The sequence below is a fragment of the Klebsiella sp. SWET4 genome, from assembly GCF_024296565.1.
Lineage (GTDB): Bacteria > Pseudomonadota > Gammaproteobacteria > Enterobacterales > Enterobacteriaceae > Klebsiella > Klebsiella variicola.
Genome location: NZ_JANCOB010000001.1, coordinates 1,231,118 through 1,247,071, shown reverse-complemented (window position 1 = coordinate 1,247,071; position 15,954 = coordinate 1,231,118). Strand labels below are relative to the sequence as shown.

The following is a 15,954-nucleotide window of genomic DNA, read 5'->3' as shown; positions in this document are numbered from 1 at the left end:
TTCAGAACAAACAGGCGAGTTGTATCGAGTTGTGCGTAAACCACAGGAAAGTGGCGTCCACGGTTTACAAACCCCGGTGATTGGCCTGCACGGGGCTGGAGGGGGCGGTAAGCTTTGGCGGTGAGAAGGTCGACAGCTCCTCAGAGGCGCAACCAGGGATCCCACTGGTTACTGTTACGGTTTTCTATCGTTTGCGCAGAATGATGGGACTTGTTCGTGGGCACAATGGCGGAACGCTTTCGAGACATGAGCATGAGGTACTTGCATGGACTGCAACCGGTCGGAGACAGGCTGACATCGCAGCGATGCTGAGAATTTCCCGCCGTACGGTCGAAAACCATCTTCGATCAGCCCGGCAGCGATTAGGTCTTGCGGCGACTGCAGAAGCTATCAGAATGGCGATCACAAACGGAGACATCGAAGGGTAAAGGGCTTGGGTGAAGAAGAGGTAGTGAAAATAGCCGCGACGAAGCCAGGTTTTAATCAAAAGCGATAGTGAATAGCAGTGGCTGTCAGACTCAACATAATAATGACCTTTTAACAGGGTAAACTGTTCAGACCTCTCATCTGCAGAGGTGATAAAATGGTAATGATTATTGTTATCATCTCTTTGCGGTGTTACTATCGTAAAAACGAGAATGGAAAGAACGGGTTTTACGTAATAAATTGCTTAATAGACAAGGATTTTCGGTGTTGATAGTTTTAAGAAATGGATTTTTGGTTATTCCGCTGTTTGTGTTGACAGCTTGCAATTCTGGTGATGTCCGGACCTGTTGCTCCGAAACCATGAGAAAGCGCAATGGTGTTTATCCATATAATAGTTTGGCATCCTCCTATGGTCTCAACAAAATCTGTCATATGAGTAAAGAGCAGAAAAAGAATACTTAAGACAGCAATGTATACAACGACTTCAGGAAAGAGGACGCACAGACAATAGTACTGATAGCGTCGCTCGCTTCGGTTGGTAAATAACAATATTAATCCTGTGTGATTATTCTATCGTCTTCTGGTAGGCAAGCGGATATGCATAATACTACAAAATATACACTCACTATTTTCATCCCCTTTATTTTGGTTGCTATTGCAGTTAACGCAATGGCCGAACTTCCTGTCGGTCGCTATGGTTATAGCGGCCCGGAGCCTGCGAGTACAGTATCTTCATCTGCTGCTGAATACAAAGAGAAGCAGCTTAAGTGGCATGATGAAAAGGCCAACTATCCTGAGTTCACGCAAAAGAAATCGATGTTCGGCGGGGGTTATCAGGAAGAAACCTATACGACGAAAAGTGGGAAAATAAGTATTAGCGGTACCACGAAGTTCAACCCCTACACCGGTGAGAAAGAAGAAGAGTCGGTCAGCCTTGGCTACGACTGGTAGAAGTTTGGATCAGGCATGGAGAATATCCATGCCTGGGAATGACTACTGTCAGGTTTTTTGCAGTAAGTCCCAACGAGTACCGTATAGATCTTCAAAGACCACTACGGTACCATATTCTTCTTCTCTCGGCTCTTCACTGAAATGTACGCCAGCAGCCTTCATTGAGTTGTAATCCCGCCAAAAATCATCGGTTTGTAGAAACAGAAAAACACGCCCACCACACTGATTGCCAATAAAGGCCTGCTGCGTTTCGTTAGATGCTTTTGATAATAACAAATGACAATCGCTTTCTGGGTTTGGTGAAATGACAACCCAGCGCTTGCCCGGTTGAGGTGTATCCTCTATAAGCATGAACCCAAGTTTTTCTGTGTAATACTCGATAGCCTCATCGTAGTCATCAACCACAATAGAGACATATGCAAGACATTTTTTCTGCGTTCTCATTTTTTATCCTTTTTCGAACCCCTATAATAACCTATAAGAGGTTGAACTGGGTGATAAGAGTGTCAAAACTGGTATGCTAATCCGACGGCAACAATGTTATCTGTTGATATTCCGGCGCGTTGTGTAAAGTCGTTGTCCTTAAGAAGGTTTATTTTATAGTCAACATAAGTCGAGATATTTTTATTGATGTTATATGTCGTACCAACATCTATATACTTCAATAAATCCTGATCCCCGAAACCTTCAATATCTTTCCCTTTAGATTGTAAGTACGCGATGGAGGGTTGCAGGCCTGAGTCAAACTGATACTGAGCAACCATTTCCAGGTTCTGCGCTTTGTTAGCAAAACCGCTAATGGAATCCTGTCCGCCATTCCCCCTCAGCTGAGTGGCATTATAGGTTTGCGTGAACTGTGTAGCAAGATAGACTCTGTTCGCATTGTACTTCAGCCCGCCCGTATAAGTTTCAGCGTCATCGCCGCGTCCAACAGCTAGCTTGTTCTGAGCATCAGTACGTCTGGAATGAGAGTAGGCGACACCTGCGCTAAAACCATCTCCGATATCATAGGTGACGGAAGTACCGAATCCGTTACCGTTCTGACTGAGTGCGCCCCGACCATTATTGGTAGCATCTTCGCCGCTAGTGCTACCATTTTTTCCCTGATATTGCAGAGCAAAATTAAGACCATCGATCAGCCCAAAGAAATCACTATTCCGGTATGTAGCTAGTCCATTCGCACGGGATTGCATGAAATTATCGGAATCATAGGTTCCGTTACTACCGTCACTGCCGAACTCGGGAAGGACGTCAGTCCAGGAGGTTATATCGTAGACCACGCCAATATTCCGTCCATAGTCAAACGATCCGGCGTCACCAAAGTTCAGGCCGGCGAAAGCCAGACGAGTCCATGATTGATTGCTGGCACTCTCGGTGTTGTTTGCCTGAATGTTGTATTCCCACTGGCCGTAACCCGTGATTTGATTATTGATCTGCGTTTCGCCCTTAAAGCCACTACGAACGTATGATTGATCGCCATCAGCATTTTTATCTTTAGAGACGTAGTGTAAGCCGGCAATTTTACCGTAAATATCTAATTTATTTCCGTCTTTGTTATAGATTTCCGCTGCATTTACAGCACCCGGTATTAACATAACCGGCATCAGATAAAAAAGAATTTTATGTTTCATAATTTAACCTCAATGTTATTGTTTGTGGCATATTATCAAGAGATAATAAAGTGGTGGTTAAATAATTTATTAGATAACCTCGGCTAATGAATCGGGCCGGTCGTTAGAACGCCAGGTAGTGTAATAAATTTAAATTCCATGGCTCCTTGAAATAATTACGCAAGTTAATAATATTATTGGTTACTATTGTTTATTACAAAGGCGATCTTTTTGAAGCCAATTTAAAACTACCCTTGATTGAAATGGTTTCAGTTGCGTTTGAATTTGTGTGGATGTAAAAATATAAAACATAGTTAAACAACATTCCTGAAAATGATAACGAGGTAATAGAACGGTTATTCTTAATGTTCACTATCTGTCATTTATAATGCAATCACAAATGACTCCTCTTGCACACCTCTATGCTCAAAATAGCACCGTTTTACGGGGACATTGAAATATTCACCAAGACGCTCCTCCTGGAGAACCACCTCTTTATTACCAAAAAAATACTCCTTTCTCTTCATCAACAAACATTTGTCCGCAATACTGTTTGCATGATTTATAAAATGCGTGTTAAGAATGATAGTGACATTCTTCTCTCGCGATAGTTGTTGCAATAACTTAATAATACGTGCCTGGTTATTGAAATCCAGATTGGATTCAGGCTCATCAAGTACCACGATGTCTGGTTCAGAAACCAGTGCTCTGGCGATATAGCACATTTGCAGTTCACCGCCGCTAATCTGGTTAATGTTTTTAGACTCAAGATATGAAACACCAAGATCGGCCAACATCTGTGCAGATTGTTCAAGGTCCTTGCTTCCGGGAGAGGGTAATATACCACCGCATAACGGACGTCCAAATGAAACAAAATCAAGTACACTATAGGAAAATTGAATGTGCCTTGCCTGCGGTACATGGGCCAGACGGGCCTTTCTACCGTCTATTCCTCCGATATGGCATGTGCCGCTTAAGGGTTGGTACAGTCCCGTTATCGTTTTAAGCAACGTGGTTTTTCCCACACCGTTCGGGCCCAGAATGCACAGTATTTCCCCCTCCGGCAAAGAGAAACTGATGTTTTCAAATGTAGGGCTACGTCCTTTGAATGCAAACGTGAGATTATTTACTTCGATCATAGCGATTACTCATAATGAAGAGTACGGCAAATAGAGGAGCACCAATTAGCGCAGTCAGAATGCCAATTGGGATTTCTGCGTAGGTCACTGTTCTGGCCAGGTTGTCGATGACCAGTAAAAACAGAGCTCCACATAATGCAGATGCAGGGATAAGCTTTCCATGGTTATAGCCGACAAGCGTCCGGACCAGATGCGGGATCACCAGACCGACCCAGCCAACCACACCGGCAATCGTGACGGATGCGGCGACCAGAATTGAGGCGGTGATTAACAATGTGGCCTTTAGCGATTGCGGTTTCATTCCGGCAATTCTGGCATCGTCATCGCCGAGTGATAAAACATTCATTTTCCATCTGAGCCTGTAGATTATCAGGTAGCAAATCACAAACAGAGGTATTAATTCATATACCTGCCCTTTAACCAACGAAGCAAAACTCCCCATTAACCAGAATACGATGGCTGGTAATTGATCCTGTGGATCGGCCACGTATTTAATAATTGAAACAAAAGACATGAATACAGAAGCAACAATAATACCTGATAGAATAGTGGTTAGTTCGCTGTGATTTTTTTTGAGATGGCAAAGGCCCATAACGCAAAACAGGCTAACAACGCCAAACATGAACGAAGAAAACGCGCTTAACTGCAAGGGGAGGCCGAGCAAAATTCCTAAAGCAGCACCGAACGCCGCCGCCGAAGATGTGCCAAGTACATCCGGACTCGCCAGCGCATTGCGTAGTACAGCCTGATAGGTACATCCCGCTGCCGATAGCCCGGCTCCAACCATCATGACAGCAATTATTCTTGGCAACCGGAGATTGGAAATAACAGCAAGTCCGGTACTCAGACCGTACTTGCCATCATAGTGTACTAATTCTCTTAGCATATCACTAAAAGATAACGTATAGCGTCCGATGAAAAGTGAAGAAATTGATATAATAATGAGTAATACCAACAACACTGTCATTACCAATAAGTATTTTTTGTTCTGCATGCATCGTCATCCCGAAATATTTGTTTTATTGAACACAACATTTAATGTTGGCTGAGCTCATCATCAAGTAATGCATCAGGGATCGCATAGTTAAACATCTTTTTATAATGCAAACGTGTAAATTCCTTCATTTTCTCGTCACTAATGTAATTGGGGTTGAATTTATTAATCATATATAAAGGTAATAAAGCAGTTTCGGCTGTCAACCCGCCCCAGTTGTGTATCCCCACCGGTGTGGAAAAGATCATTTTATTCTTGAACGCCTTCACATTACGCCAGTCCTGACCGGGATTTTTATTGTCAAGAATGTCTTTAGCGCTACCAAATACAACGAAGATAATATCAGGATTCCATTCAATGATTTGCTCCATCGAAACAGCGATATATCTCCCGGCATCACCTTTCACAACCAGGTTACTGGCAACATTGTCCATTCCTGCCATTTTGAGATAAGTATCACCATAGGTTTTTGGCCCACTTACCTTAAGTTGCTTGCCATCACTTTGTTCAAGATAAAGTGCACGAATATGCTGTCCTTTAATCTTATTTACATAAGGCTGCGCTATAGCGAGCGTTGCCTTCCAGGCATCGGCAAATTTGTGGCTTGGCGGAAGCCCCAAAGTCTGATTATACATATTCTCCCAGTAGACCTGTGTTTCAACAGGTTCGAATTTTGTATCACCACCTTCATCAAGATTAACTGTAGGGACACCAGCTCGCTCAAGATTATCATCCTGACTTTTACCATAATAATAAATGATATCTGGCTTCAGATTCAGTAAAGATTCCATATTAACCACATAGTCTTTATTAATAAAGTTTGTTGTGATACGAGCGATATCCGGCTTCATATCTTTAAGGATTTTCATATTAGAGTGCAAAAATGCCCATGGACCTACGCCCACAACATGCTTATAAGCCAGGTTATTTGCCATGATGACGCCAAAAGGACAGTTACCGGTAATGACAATACGGTTAAATTTCAACGCAGGTGCCTTCGCGACGTTCTCTGCACTTGTTCCTGTTTGATCCTGCAATGTACTCTTAGCATAACCCGTTACAGGGAAAATAAGCATGATGGATAAAAATGATACAAATAGAACTCTATTGTTTCCCATATTTAATGCCTCGGTAGATTAAAATTTCCGTTTATGAGGTTAGAGCGGCCGCAGTACCTATACCAATGATGGTGACACCGGCTAAAAATAAAACTACCGTTGTCGCTGCTACTCCACCCCCGACTAATGCAGCAGTTTTACCTGTTGAAATTTCCTTCCGTTCCAGGAATGCTAATTCTGAAAAAGGGAGAACTTTTCCGTTAACGCCCGTTATGCGGGTTGGTTCAATTTTCGCTACGGTCAGTTCGCCATGCTCTCCGTTCAGTAAACCATATTTAAGCTGATCGCCGACATATATCGCAGGGTGAACTTCATAGTAATTTGTTTCCGGCGCAATGCTTTTCTTTTGTAGACTGACTGGATTATAGGTTGAACAGCCAGAGAGTACCGAAAAAATCATGAGTAACAACACTGTCATAATTGATTTGATTTTCAAAGGGAACCTCATACAATTTTTTTATTGAAATTTTGAGTTTGATTTTCAGATTTATAACGAAAGTAACTGACAGTCAGAGACAGTAACGAGAATAATGCCCCAGCGAACAAACTAATCGAAGTACCGTGGCTCGCATAAATATTGATGAATATGGCTACCAATGCCGAACCAATGATTTGCCCTACCAGACGCGAACTGCCTAACAGCCCACTAGCAATACTGCTATTCTCATGGGAAACTGAAGTCATAATGAGATAATTATTAGGAGCCTGAAACAGACCAAAACCAAAACCGCAAATTGCTACTCGCCAAAGGATCTGTAAATTTGTAGGTGCCGCAGGCAGCCATGTCATTAGTAGTGTTCCTGCCAGCAATAATGATAACCCTGATAGCGCCACCAGGTTGGGATCATGTTTTTTTATAAGATCACCCGATATCAGTGACGTCAACATCGTTGCCAGTGGCCATGCTGTTAAGAGCATACCTATTTCAATAACGCTGCGGTGTAACACATTGTGGAAATAGAAAGGCAAAGAGACAAATGCCAGCAGTTGCGTGCTGTATGACAGCATTGACATCAACAATGACAAGGAAAAGGTTTTACTGCGGAACATAGCCACCGGAATCAAAGCCCAATCCTGTTTTTTTCGCTGATCCCTATACAGAATTAATGCCAGAATGATAAGTATTATCGCACTCAAGACAACTTCAATCAGATTATTTTTGGTTAAGCCTAACATCATCGTCGAGAACGAAATAAACGTCAGGAAGACCAGAACACCTCCTGCTTTATCAAACCGAGCTTCCATTCGTTGCCTGGATTTCAGTGATACTATGCAAAGTACAAGGGCAATACAGGCAATGGGTACGTTAATTGTAAATAACCAATTCCAGTTCGCGATGGACAGGATTGCAGAGGCTATTGAAGGCCCGGCAGCTGCGGAAACGGATACGACCATGACATTTATCCCCAATCCGCGGCCTAATAGCCTGGCCGGATAGATATCTTTTATCAGTGCCGCGTTTACGCTCAAAATTGCAGCTGCGCCAAAACCCTGAACGACACGAAAAACAGTCAACATATTCAGCGTCTCAGAGAGAGCACAGCCCAGCGATGAGAAAGCAAAAAGGATGGTCCCCATAATGAAAATGCGCTTGTTACCCACTTTTCTCCCCAGAGCTGCAAATACCAGCAGAGAGGCGATCACAGCAAACTGATAAGCATTAATGATCAAGATGGACGACGATTCGGAAACGGCAAAATCTTTAGCAATAACCGGTAATGCAACATTAGCTATCGTACTATCCAACATTGCTATAACAGTACTGAGTGAAACTGCTAACACGGCACCAATATTTAGTTTTTCTTCTTTAATGAGTTCGGTAGACATAATTCCTCCCCAGGAAGCGTCATTGAATAATGGGGTCATCATGACCTGCTGAGCGGGTTTATAATGATTTATTATGTTATAACATAACTTCATTAAATGAGAATGATTATCTTTTGAAAGGGTGTGTATCAGGATGTTTCCGCAAGCAGCATATTGTTTTCTGAGGTTTTATTGCAGCTTTTGTCTGCCTGTCGCTCACTGGAGTACAGGAAACACAAAGTAACCTACTGCAACAGTATATAACATACAAAACCTCGATTTAGAGCTTAATGTTACGTTATAACATAACTTAAATTTACAGTATGAGGTTATTACATTGGATTACGAAATTACCCGGCGGAAACTACTTCTTGCGAGCTTAGCCACCCTCGCAGCAAATACGCTCATTAGCCCGTTTACTTATGCACAATCTCGCTCATCAATTATTAGTCCTCATTCGGGAGCCCTAACACATGGCCGTGGCAAATATACGGTAATGATCGATCCTGGGCACGGCGGTATTGATTCTGGTGCCGTGGGTCATCAGGGGGCACTGGAAAAACATGTTGTGCTGGAAATAGCCAATAATGTCAAAAATCTGTTAAAAGGATACGGTATTGAGGGGGTGCTGACCCGATCAGACGATACGTTCATTCCGCTTTATGAGCGTGTACAGATTGCTCATGCGCATAACGCCTCGCTGTTTATGTCCATCCATGCCGATGGGTTCACTAGCCCAGCGGCTCACGGCGCCTCTGTATTTGCTCTTTCAACTCGGGGCGCTAGTAGTGCAATGGCCAAATACTTGTCTAAAAGTGAGAACGCTGCAGATGATGTTGCCGGTAAGAGCGTCATCCATAAAGATAGATATCTGGACAAGATAATTTTCGATCTTGAACAGACAGAGACAATTAAAGAGAGCCTGCTGCTGGGCTCACATATTGTTCGTCACATCTCACCAGTTCACCATATGCATTCAAACCAGACAGAACAAGCTGCTTTTGTTGTTCTTAAATCTCCTTACATTCCTTCTGTCCTGGTAGAGACATCATTTATTACTAACCCTGAAGAGGAGAGATTATTGGGCACTACTGCATTTCGCCACAAAATTGCTTCCGCCATTACTAACGGCGTTGTTAGCTACTTTAGTCATAAACAAACAGTTTCAGCATAACAATATCCTCACATTTTACTGGAAGGAAGCACTGAGCATATGTCCCGGTAAATTTTTCTCCCTACAACTATTCAGATGCCGAGGCATCTTTTGGGGCATTTATCATGACATTGCAATTTTCACGCTACTGTCTTGTCGCGTTGTCACTACTTTTCTCACCAGGTGTACTGGCGGTTAACCTTATGAACCAGGATGGAAAAAAACTCGATTTTTACGGCACAATTATCGCCAGACGTTTTACCAGCAATACTGTAAAAGACGATGGTGATCGGAGCTATCTCTACTTTGGGTTAACCGGAAAAAAAGATCTCGCCAGACGCTGGCAAGCTTACGCCCAATGGGAATATACGGTGAGTGCATCAGATGCCAGCAGAAACGCCACTCGACTGGCATTTATAGGTATTGATAATCCCGACTGGGGAAGTCTGGATATTGGCCGCAATTGGGGCGTATTGTACGATGTGACTTCGTTGACTGATCGCTCACCTTTCTTTCGGGAGATGTCCTATAACTACATCGACAACTTTATGCGTGGCCGTGCTCTTAATCTGATGACATGGCGTAAAGAAATAACACTTTTCCAGCATCCATTAAAGATGGCGTTGCAGTATCAGTTTAAGGGTAATAATGACTATCGAACTATAAAGCAGCAAAATGGCAATGGTTATGGCGCTTCTCTGATCTGGTACTTCACACCAGAATTAAGTGCGCTATTTTCAGCTTCCTCTTCCGCAACGACCTTTTACCAGCAACAGAATGCAGGTTATCAGAAGAACATCCGCACCTTCGCGGAAGGGCTAAACTACAACAGCAGAAAACTGTATCTGGCAACAGTGATGACTCAAAGTAACAACGCCATCAATCCTCAGGTTCGGGATAACAATACATCATCCATAAGTTATGAAGCACTGGCAAAATATATGTTGACCAACAAATTCCAGCCGGATATCAGTTATACCCGACTGACTCAAACAGTTGCTGGCAGACGAACTCAAATTCTCGATTATGAAGAGCTAGGGTTCAGCTACTATTTTAATAAGAATATGCAGGTTTTCGTCGACTATAAATTTAACAATGCGCGAGACAGGGCGGCGGGGGTGGATTGCGCGGACAAGCTGGATACCGGGATTAGCTATCATTGGTAGAGATGACTTCTATTCTGGACCTTATTAAGAGTGAATGTCTTATTTATCAGTAAATCTCCTCCGACAGAGTTGGAGAATACAAGGACTATGTGCCCGGGAAAGATAGCGATGGTAAGGAGAAGAGAATAACTGCGTAGTAAGCAATAAAAATGGATTGATAACAAGAGAAAGAACTACAGAAAATACATGAAGCTGGACGGCGCTTTCTCTCCGGTCGTGGGGGCATTAATTCATCGGTTCAGTGTAACTTCTGATAACGACTATTTTTTTCGCTCATTATGGGCACGTTATTTATTCATTTATTAATTAACTTTAACTTCCGGAGAAACAGCTCTACCTTGCCAGAGAACGATTTCAAATGTCTGTACCTGGCTACCCGGCTGTTGACTCAAATACAAAGGTAATTGGCATGTCTGAACATTTTGTCCCAGGGTATTGTGCGCTCTGTCGTTCGCGTTGTGGAACCTTAAATGAAATCATTGACGGACGGCTGGTATCTGTTTGCCCTGATGAAGATCACCCTACTGGAGGCGCGGTTTGTCTGAAAGGTAAAGCGGCCCCGGAACTGATTTATAGCGAAGCCCGGGTTCTATGGCCATTGCGCCGGACGCGAGAGAAAGGGGCTGCGGATCCCGGCTGGAAACGTATTTCCTGGGATAAGGCTCTGACAGAGATTGCTGAAAAGCTAACGCAGTTTAAAACGGAAAGTGGTGCAGAATCGGTAGCGTTTGGGGTAACCACGCCTAGTGGGACCCCAATTATCGACAGTGTGGAGTGGATTGAACGTTTTGTGCGCCACTACGGCAGCCCTAATACCTGCTACAGCACTGAAGTATGTAACTGGCATAAAGATACCGCTCACACTTTCACTTTTGGCTGCATAACGCCGGCTGCCGATTACAGTAATGCGGAACTGATTATGTTGTGGGGTAACAATCCGGCCGCCACATGGCTGGCACAGGCCAGCGCCATTGGTGAAGGGCGTAAGAAAGGTGCCAGAATGCTGGTTATTGACCCTCGGCACACAGAATTTGCTCGCGACGCTGATGTCTGGCTTAACATCAACCCAGGTACTGACGCAGTGCTTGCCATGGGGTTTATACGTCAGTTGCTGGAAGAGGGGTATAACGAGGCGTTTGTCAGGACCTGGACCGATGCATCTCTGCTGGTTAATGAAGACTCGGGACGGCTGCTACGTGAGCGGGACATTACTTCAGATGCTGTAACCAACCATTATTTACTTTGGGACAGCGTGGATAGCATAGCGCGTTGTTGTACAGATGCAGTGGCGGGTGATGAGGTTTTTTATCAGCGAGCCTCGTTGGTAGGGCGCTATTCGCTGCCTCTTGCTAACGGTGAAACGGCGGTATGTACCCCGGCACTGGAGGTTTTGCGTCAGGCGGTTGCCGGATACACCCTTGAACATGTGGCGACAGTGACCGGTGTCTCTATAAAAAAACAACAGGCTGCCATGGCGTTAATTCGGCGTTCATCACGCATTGCGTACCATGCCTGGGTAGGGATTGCTCAGAGCCAGAACGCCACGCAAACAGAGCGAGCTATTGCCATCCTGTACGCACTGACCGGGGCGTTCGATACCCGCGGCAGCAACCGAATTTATGCGAAACCTCCGTTCAATGCCGTTAATCCGTTATCGTTATTGCCTGAATCACAGCGACAAAAAGCGCTTGGACTCAGCGAACGTCCACTGGGTCCGCCGGCAAGTGGTTATGTCACGACAGCCGATTTACATCGTGCCATCCTGGAACATAAACCTTACAAAGTAAGGGGGCTGGTCTGCTTTGGTTCAAACATGCTGTCTACCCATGGTAATGTGGATACCGCTATCGCCGCACTGAAGCAGCTTGAGTTTCATGTTCACTGTGACCATTTTATTACCCCTACATCAAGCTTCGCCGATATCCTGTTGCCCGCCAGCACTCTCTGGGAGCACGAAGCGCTGAAAATCGGTTTTGAAATCTCAGAACGTGCCGATGCTCATATTCAGCTACGTCCGCAACTGGTAACGCCTCGAGGGGGTTCCCTGGCCGATTACGAGATAGTGTTTCGTCTGGCGTGTAAAATGGGAATGGGGGACGATTTCTTTTGCGGCGATACGGATGCGGGATTTAATCATATCCTTAAGCCCTCCGGCCTCACATTGGAAATGCTCCGTGCACATCCCGGCGGGATCACCACGCATATCGTCAATCATGAGAAAAAATATGCCCTGCGTGATGGTCCGGACAATAAACCACGCGGCTTTGCCACCGAGACCGGTAAGGTAGAAATTTACAGCGAGCGCTTGCTGCGGCACGGGTATTCGCCGGTACCGCAGTATATTGAGGAATCACCAAATCAGGATGCCTTCCCGCTGCGCCTGACTACCATGAAGAACGCTCTATTTTGTCACAGCCAGCATCGTAGCCTGGTCAGCCTGCGTCGAAAATCACCGGATCCAACGGCCATTGTCAGCAGGGCAGTAGCTGACAATGCAGATATCGATAATAGAGACTGGATTGAAATCATTACCCCTGCTGGTCGGGGTCGTTTCAGAGCCAAAATTGACAACGCCATTCATGACGACGTGGTGATCGCTGAATATGGTTGGTGGCAAGGGTGTCCTGATTTGAATAAACCTGAGCTTCCGATAAAAGGTGAAGAAAGCAGCAATTATAATCTGCTGATTAACTATATGGCTGTGGACAGGATAAGTGGCTCCGTTCCCCTCAGAGCAATGCGTTGCTCGGTACGTAAGGTGGCTGATGCACTGGCCTGGAAAGGGGAGCGCCGGTTTATAGTCAGCGATATCGTTCAGGAAACGCCGGATGTACGCAGCGTCAGTTTTATCCCGGTGGACGGGGCGCAATTGCCGGACTGGCAGGCTGGTCAGGCAGTTATCCTGCGGGTCTTTCCGAAGGGCAAACCCGAGAGCATGTGCCGTGCATACACCCTAAGTAACGCGCCTGGGCGCAAAGCATGTTTTACCGTCTCAGTGAAGCACCAGCAACAGGGAGAGATGTCGTCTTTTATTCATCAAAATCTGCAGGTTGGTGATGAAGTCGCTTTGACAGCCCCTGATGGCAGTTTTGTGATCCCAACCAACAGCGTTGCTCCGGTAGTAATGATCGCCGGAGGGATAGGTATCACACCGTTCATCAGTTATCTAAGCTCGCTGGACATGACTCACGAAGGACCAGAGCTGTGGTTATACTATGGTAACCGCAACAGCCAGAGCCACGCTTTCCGGAAACAACTTGAGATATTGTCACAACGACTTCCGAGGCTTAACATCGTTAATGTCTACGATAATCCGAGACCTGGTGACGAACAGGGGAAGAGTTATCAGCATACTGGAATGATCACCGCTGCGCTTATTGATGAAAAATTGGTTAGCAATCGTGCGCGTTTTTATCTCTGCGGCCCGGGTCCGATGGTCTCTGCGCTTGAGGGGGGGCTACGGGAGCGGGGCGTATTTGCCTTTGATATCTTTAAAGAAATGTTTGCCCCTCCTGTGCCACGTATTACCTCGCTTAAAGACAGCTACAAGGTAGTTTTTGCACGTTCAGGAGTGACGGTGCTGTGGACGCCGGCAGCAGGGACATTGCTGGAGCTGGGGGAAAAACACCAGATCCCTATGGCCGGTGGGTGCCGGGCCGGACAGTGCGAATGCTGCGCTGTGAGAGTGATAGAAGGCGCTATTGGTTCATTCACCGAACAAACAGTTTCCGACGACGGCCTGTGCCTTGCCTGCCAGTCTGTACCGGCGAGTGATATTGTTATCGATGCATGAGGTATTTTAGTGTGCAGTGGCTCTGCACACCGCCCCAACAGCAGTAAACGATTGATATACCATGCTAGAGTTGCGACGGTAAGGCAGGAAATGACCGACCTGACATAATTTGCAAGGTACCGTTGACTACTCCATACGTGGACGACGTTGAGAAGGCCAGAAAAATCTTACCTCTTGTCTAAGAGGTAAGTGAGGGTATCAAAAACGGCTGTACTCAAAGGCTCGTTGGGGATCTTTTTACTGACAAGCTTGTTACCGTATTCACGGCGAATTCCGCTCTCTTTCGCAGACTCTGGCAACCCCGTCGGCATACTGCGGTCGGTGACCAGAGCACCTTCTCCCAGGCGCAGGGTGAGGGCATGCAGCTCTACAACATGTTCGATTGACACCATCGTTCCATCGCACCCACCCTCAAAACTACCGTGCGGACTCCGTCGCCTCGTCCATCTCCTCTTCCTGCTCACTGGCAAGCAGGGTTTTCTCGTTTTTGCATAGACATTGAATCAACAGGAACAGCACGCCGCTGGCCACCAGGGTGACGATCAGGCCATCGTAGCCGGTGATGCCGATCAGCATGCCGCTGACTACCGGCCCGGCGACGCTGCCGGCGGACCAGAAAAAGCCGAACAGGGCGTTAATCATAATCAGCTTCTGCCCATTGAAGGTTTTCCCCGCCCGCACCAGCGACAGGGTATAAAGCGCGCCCGCGGCGGCGCCCAGCAGCAGGCAAATGGCCATCAGCTGAATGCGCGAGCCGAGCATCAGCGGCAGGGCCAGCAGCGACAGGCTGAAGACTACCGCGCAGGACAGATGCACGCGGCGAATGCCGACCCGGTCAGCCAGCCAGCCGAGCGGGGTCTGGAACATCGCATCCCCGGTGAGCACCACGGTGACCAGCAGCACCGCCATCCCTTCATTCAGCCCTTTGTCCATGCCGTACAGCGGCAGCAGGGCAAGGATGCTGGCGTCAAAGAAGGCGAAGCAGAAGACCCCGGAGGCAAGTACCGGCAGGAAAGCGCCGAGGCTGCGCCAGCTGGCGCGCTCCCCAAGGCTTTCGCGGGTGCCAGTGGGCAGATGGCGCAGCATCAGCAGGCAGACGGCGGTGACCGCGACGATCGCCATCAGCGCCGAGGCCTGCCAGGCGGGGCCGACGGAGATCAGTAACGGCCCGGCCAGCTGGCAGCCGGTAAAGGCCGAGGCGTAGATGCCGGTGAGGGTGGCGCGCTGGCTGCCCGCCGCGCCGCCGGTGATCCAGCTTTCGCCCAGCACGATAATGACCCCGGAGGCCAGGCCGGTCAGCAGGCGCGGCAGCAAAAGCAGCGTCATATCGGTGGTCATGCATGAGGCGATGGTCGCCAGCGCCAGCAGGATCAGACTGCCGCTCAGCAGCACGCCCATTTCAACGCGCCGGCACAGCGCAGGAGAGAGGAAAGAGGAGATCATCATGCCGGCGGGCGGCAGGGCGGCCAGCAGGCCGACGTACAGCGGCGCGATCTGCTGCTGCGCCAGCTCAAGACTGATTAACGGCACCGTATACCCGGTGATAAATCCCACGAGCGACGCGGCCATGATCATCGCCAGCGTGGGGGCAAGACGATTCTGGTCTGGGTTAAACATTTTATTTCCGATGAAGGAGAGGTCAGTAGTGGATCCTTCGGCAAATTGCCGTCCTGAGTTGCATAATAATTAATCGCCTGGCCGTTGTCACCGTTGAAATCACTACCAAAAAAGGACCGCCGGGCGGCGACAGGGCTGTACGCCGCGCCGCCGCCGCATTTCGTGACGTTGTCAGCGTGTT

14 protein-coding genes are annotated in these 15,954 nt (G+C 46.9%); 5 read left to right on the top strand and 9 right to left on the bottom strand.

Going from position 1 to position 15,954, the window contains the following annotated elements; all coding sequences use genetic code 11:
• Nucleotides 1–200: 200 nt before the first annotated feature.
• Nucleotides 201–428: a LuxR C-terminal-related transcriptional regulator gene (locus NKJ21_RS06435; protein ID WP_306058802.1), complete on the top strand. Its 228-nt coding sequence runs from the start codon at nucleotides 201–203 to the stop codon at nucleotides 426–428.
• Between the two features lie 595 nt (nucleotides 429–1,023).
• Complete coding sequence (locus NKJ21_RS06430) at nucleotides 1,024–1,377, top strand: hypothetical protein (RefSeq protein ID WP_042948415.1); 354 nt, start codon at nucleotides 1,024–1,026, stop codon at nucleotides 1,375–1,377.
• 48 nt (nucleotides 1,378–1,425) lie between these two features.
• Here the strand turns inward: NKJ21_RS06430 and NKJ21_RS06425 are convergent, their stop codons facing one another.
• From NKJ21_RS06425 to NKJ21_RS06395, 7 genes are all read right to left on the bottom strand, one after another.
• Complete coding sequence (locus tag NKJ21_RS06425; RefSeq protein ID WP_023322805.1) at nucleotides 1,426–1,821, bottom strand: VOC family protein; 396 nt, start codon at nucleotides 1,819–1,821, stop codon at nucleotides 1,426–1,428.
• 62 nt (nucleotides 1,822–1,883) lie between these two features.
• A complete protein-coding gene (gene ompC / locus NKJ21_RS06420; RefSeq protein WP_023322804.1) occupies nucleotides 1,884–3,008 on the bottom strand; it encodes a porin OmpC in 1,125 nt (374 codons plus the stop codon).
• Nucleotides 3,009–3,370: 362 nt separating this feature from the next.
• The gene (locus NKJ21_RS06415) at nucleotides 3,371–4,126 is read right to left on the bottom strand and encodes an ABC transporter ATP-binding protein (RefSeq protein WP_032735846.1); all 756 of its coding nucleotides are present in this window, start codon (nucleotides 4,124–4,126) and stop codon (nucleotides 3,371–3,373) included.
• The gene (locus NKJ21_RS06410; RefSeq protein WP_254732790.1) at nucleotides 4,110–5,120 is read right to left on the bottom strand and encodes an iron ABC transporter permease; all 1,011 of its coding nucleotides are present in this window, start codon (nucleotides 5,118–5,120) and stop codon (nucleotides 4,110–4,112) included. The genes NKJ21_RS06415 and NKJ21_RS06410 overlap by 17 nt, the downstream gene beginning before the upstream one ends.
• A gap of 41 nt (nucleotides 5,121–5,161) precedes the next feature.
• Entirely contained in the window at nucleotides 5,162–6,238 is a 1,077-nt protein-coding gene (locus NKJ21_RS06405) for an ABC transporter substrate-binding protein (protein WP_071582926.1), read from the bottom strand.
• Between the two features lie 31 nt (nucleotides 6,239–6,269).
• On the bottom strand, nucleotides 6,270–6,674 hold the full coding sequence (locus NKJ21_RS06400) for a hypothetical protein (protein WP_032736176.1): 405 nt from the start codon (nucleotides 6,672–6,674) through the stop codon (nucleotides 6,270–6,272).
• Nucleotides 6,675–6,682: 8 nt separating this feature from the next.
• A complete protein-coding gene (locus NKJ21_RS06395) occupies nucleotides 6,683–8,065 on the bottom strand; it encodes an MFS transporter (RefSeq protein WP_254732788.1) in 1,383 nt (460 codons plus the stop codon).
• 316 nt (nucleotides 8,066–8,381) lie between these two features.
• Between NKJ21_RS06395 and amiA the strand changes: the two genes are divergently transcribed.
• The 3 genes from amiA to NKJ21_RS06380 all read left to right on the top strand — a co-directional run bounded on the left by amiA (nucleotide 8,382) and on the right by NKJ21_RS06380 (nucleotide 14,156).
• A complete protein-coding gene (gene amiA / locus NKJ21_RS06390) occupies nucleotides 8,382–9,218 on the top strand; it encodes an N-acetylmuramoyl-L-alanine amidase AmiA (RefSeq protein WP_176600875.1) in 837 nt (278 codons plus the stop codon).
• A 104-nt stretch (nucleotides 9,219–9,322) separates the two neighbouring features.
• Nucleotides 9,323–10,363 (top strand): porin, encoded by a 1,041-nt coding sequence (locus NKJ21_RS06385; RefSeq protein ID WP_032735841.1) that lies wholly within the window; start codon nucleotides 9,323–9,325, stop codon nucleotides 10,361–10,363.
• A gap of 409 nt (nucleotides 10,364–10,772) precedes the next feature.
• Nucleotides 10,773–14,156 carry a molybdopterin-dependent oxidoreductase gene (locus NKJ21_RS06380; RefSeq protein ID WP_254732785.1) on the top strand — a complete coding sequence of 1,128 codons (3,384 nt, stop codon included), beginning with the start codon at nucleotides 10,773–10,775 and terminating at the stop codon, nucleotides 14,154–14,156.
• A 167-nt stretch (nucleotides 14,157–14,323) separates the two neighbouring features.
• On the opposite strand, the gene NKJ21_RS06375 is transcribed toward NKJ21_RS06380, so the two are convergent.
• Nucleotides 14,324–14,548 carry a hypothetical protein gene (locus tag NKJ21_RS06375; RefSeq protein ID WP_032735839.1) on the bottom strand — a complete coding sequence of 75 codons (225 nt, stop codon included), beginning with the start codon at nucleotides 14,546–14,548 and terminating at the stop codon, nucleotides 14,324–14,326.
• A 25-nt stretch (nucleotides 14,549–14,573) separates the two neighbouring features.
• Nucleotides 14,574–15,773 (bottom strand): MFS transporter, encoded by a 1,200-nt coding sequence (locus NKJ21_RS06370; RefSeq protein ID WP_012541437.1) that lies wholly within the window; start codon nucleotides 15,771–15,773, stop codon nucleotides 14,574–14,576.
• Between the last annotated feature and the right edge of the window lie 181 nt (nucleotides 15,774–15,954).

Coding starts and splice junctions, on each gene's coding strand:
- NKJ21_RS06415 (WP_032735846.1), bottom strand. CDS start 4,126: ATGATCGAAGTAAATAATCTCACGTTTGCATTCAAAGGACGTAGCCCT.
- NKJ21_RS06410 (WP_254732790.1), bottom strand. CDS start 5,120: ATGCAGAACAAAAAATACTTATTGGTAATGACAGTGTTGTTGGTATTA.
- NKJ21_RS06435 (WP_306058802.1), top strand. CDS start 201: ATGATGGGACTTGTTCGTGGGCACAATGGCGGAACGCTTTCGAGACAT.
- NKJ21_RS06385 (WP_032735841.1), top strand. CDS start 9,323: ATGACATTGCAATTTTCACGCTACTGTCTTGTCGCGTTGTCACTACTT.
- NKJ21_RS06380 (WP_254732785.1), top strand. CDS start 10,773: ATGTCTGAACATTTTGTCCCAGGGTATTGTGCGCTCTGTCGTTCGCGT.
- NKJ21_RS06430 (WP_042948415.1), top strand. CDS start 1,024: ATGCATAATACTACAAAATATACACTCACTATTTTCATCCCCTTTATT.
- NKJ21_RS06395 (WP_254732788.1), bottom strand. CDS start 8,065: ATGTCTACCGAACTCATTAAAGAAGAAAAACTAAATATTGGTGCCGTG.
- NKJ21_RS06375 (WP_032735839.1), bottom strand. CDS start 14,548: ATGGTGTCAATCGAACATGTTGTAGAGCTGCATGCCCTCACCCTGCGC.
- NKJ21_RS06405 (WP_071582926.1), bottom strand. CDS start 6,238: ATGGGAAACAATAGAGTTCTATTTGTATCATTTTTATCCATCATGCTT.
- NKJ21_RS06370 (WP_012541437.1), bottom strand. CDS start 15,773: ATGTTTAACCCAGACCAGAATCGTCTTGCCCCCACGCTGGCGATGATC.
- ompC (WP_023322804.1), bottom strand. CDS start 3,008: ATGAAACATAAAATTCTTTTTTATCTGATGCCGGTTATGTTAATACCG.
- NKJ21_RS06425 (WP_023322805.1), bottom strand. CDS start 1,821: ATGAGAACGCAGAAAAAATGTCTTGCATATGTCTCTATTGTGGTTGAT.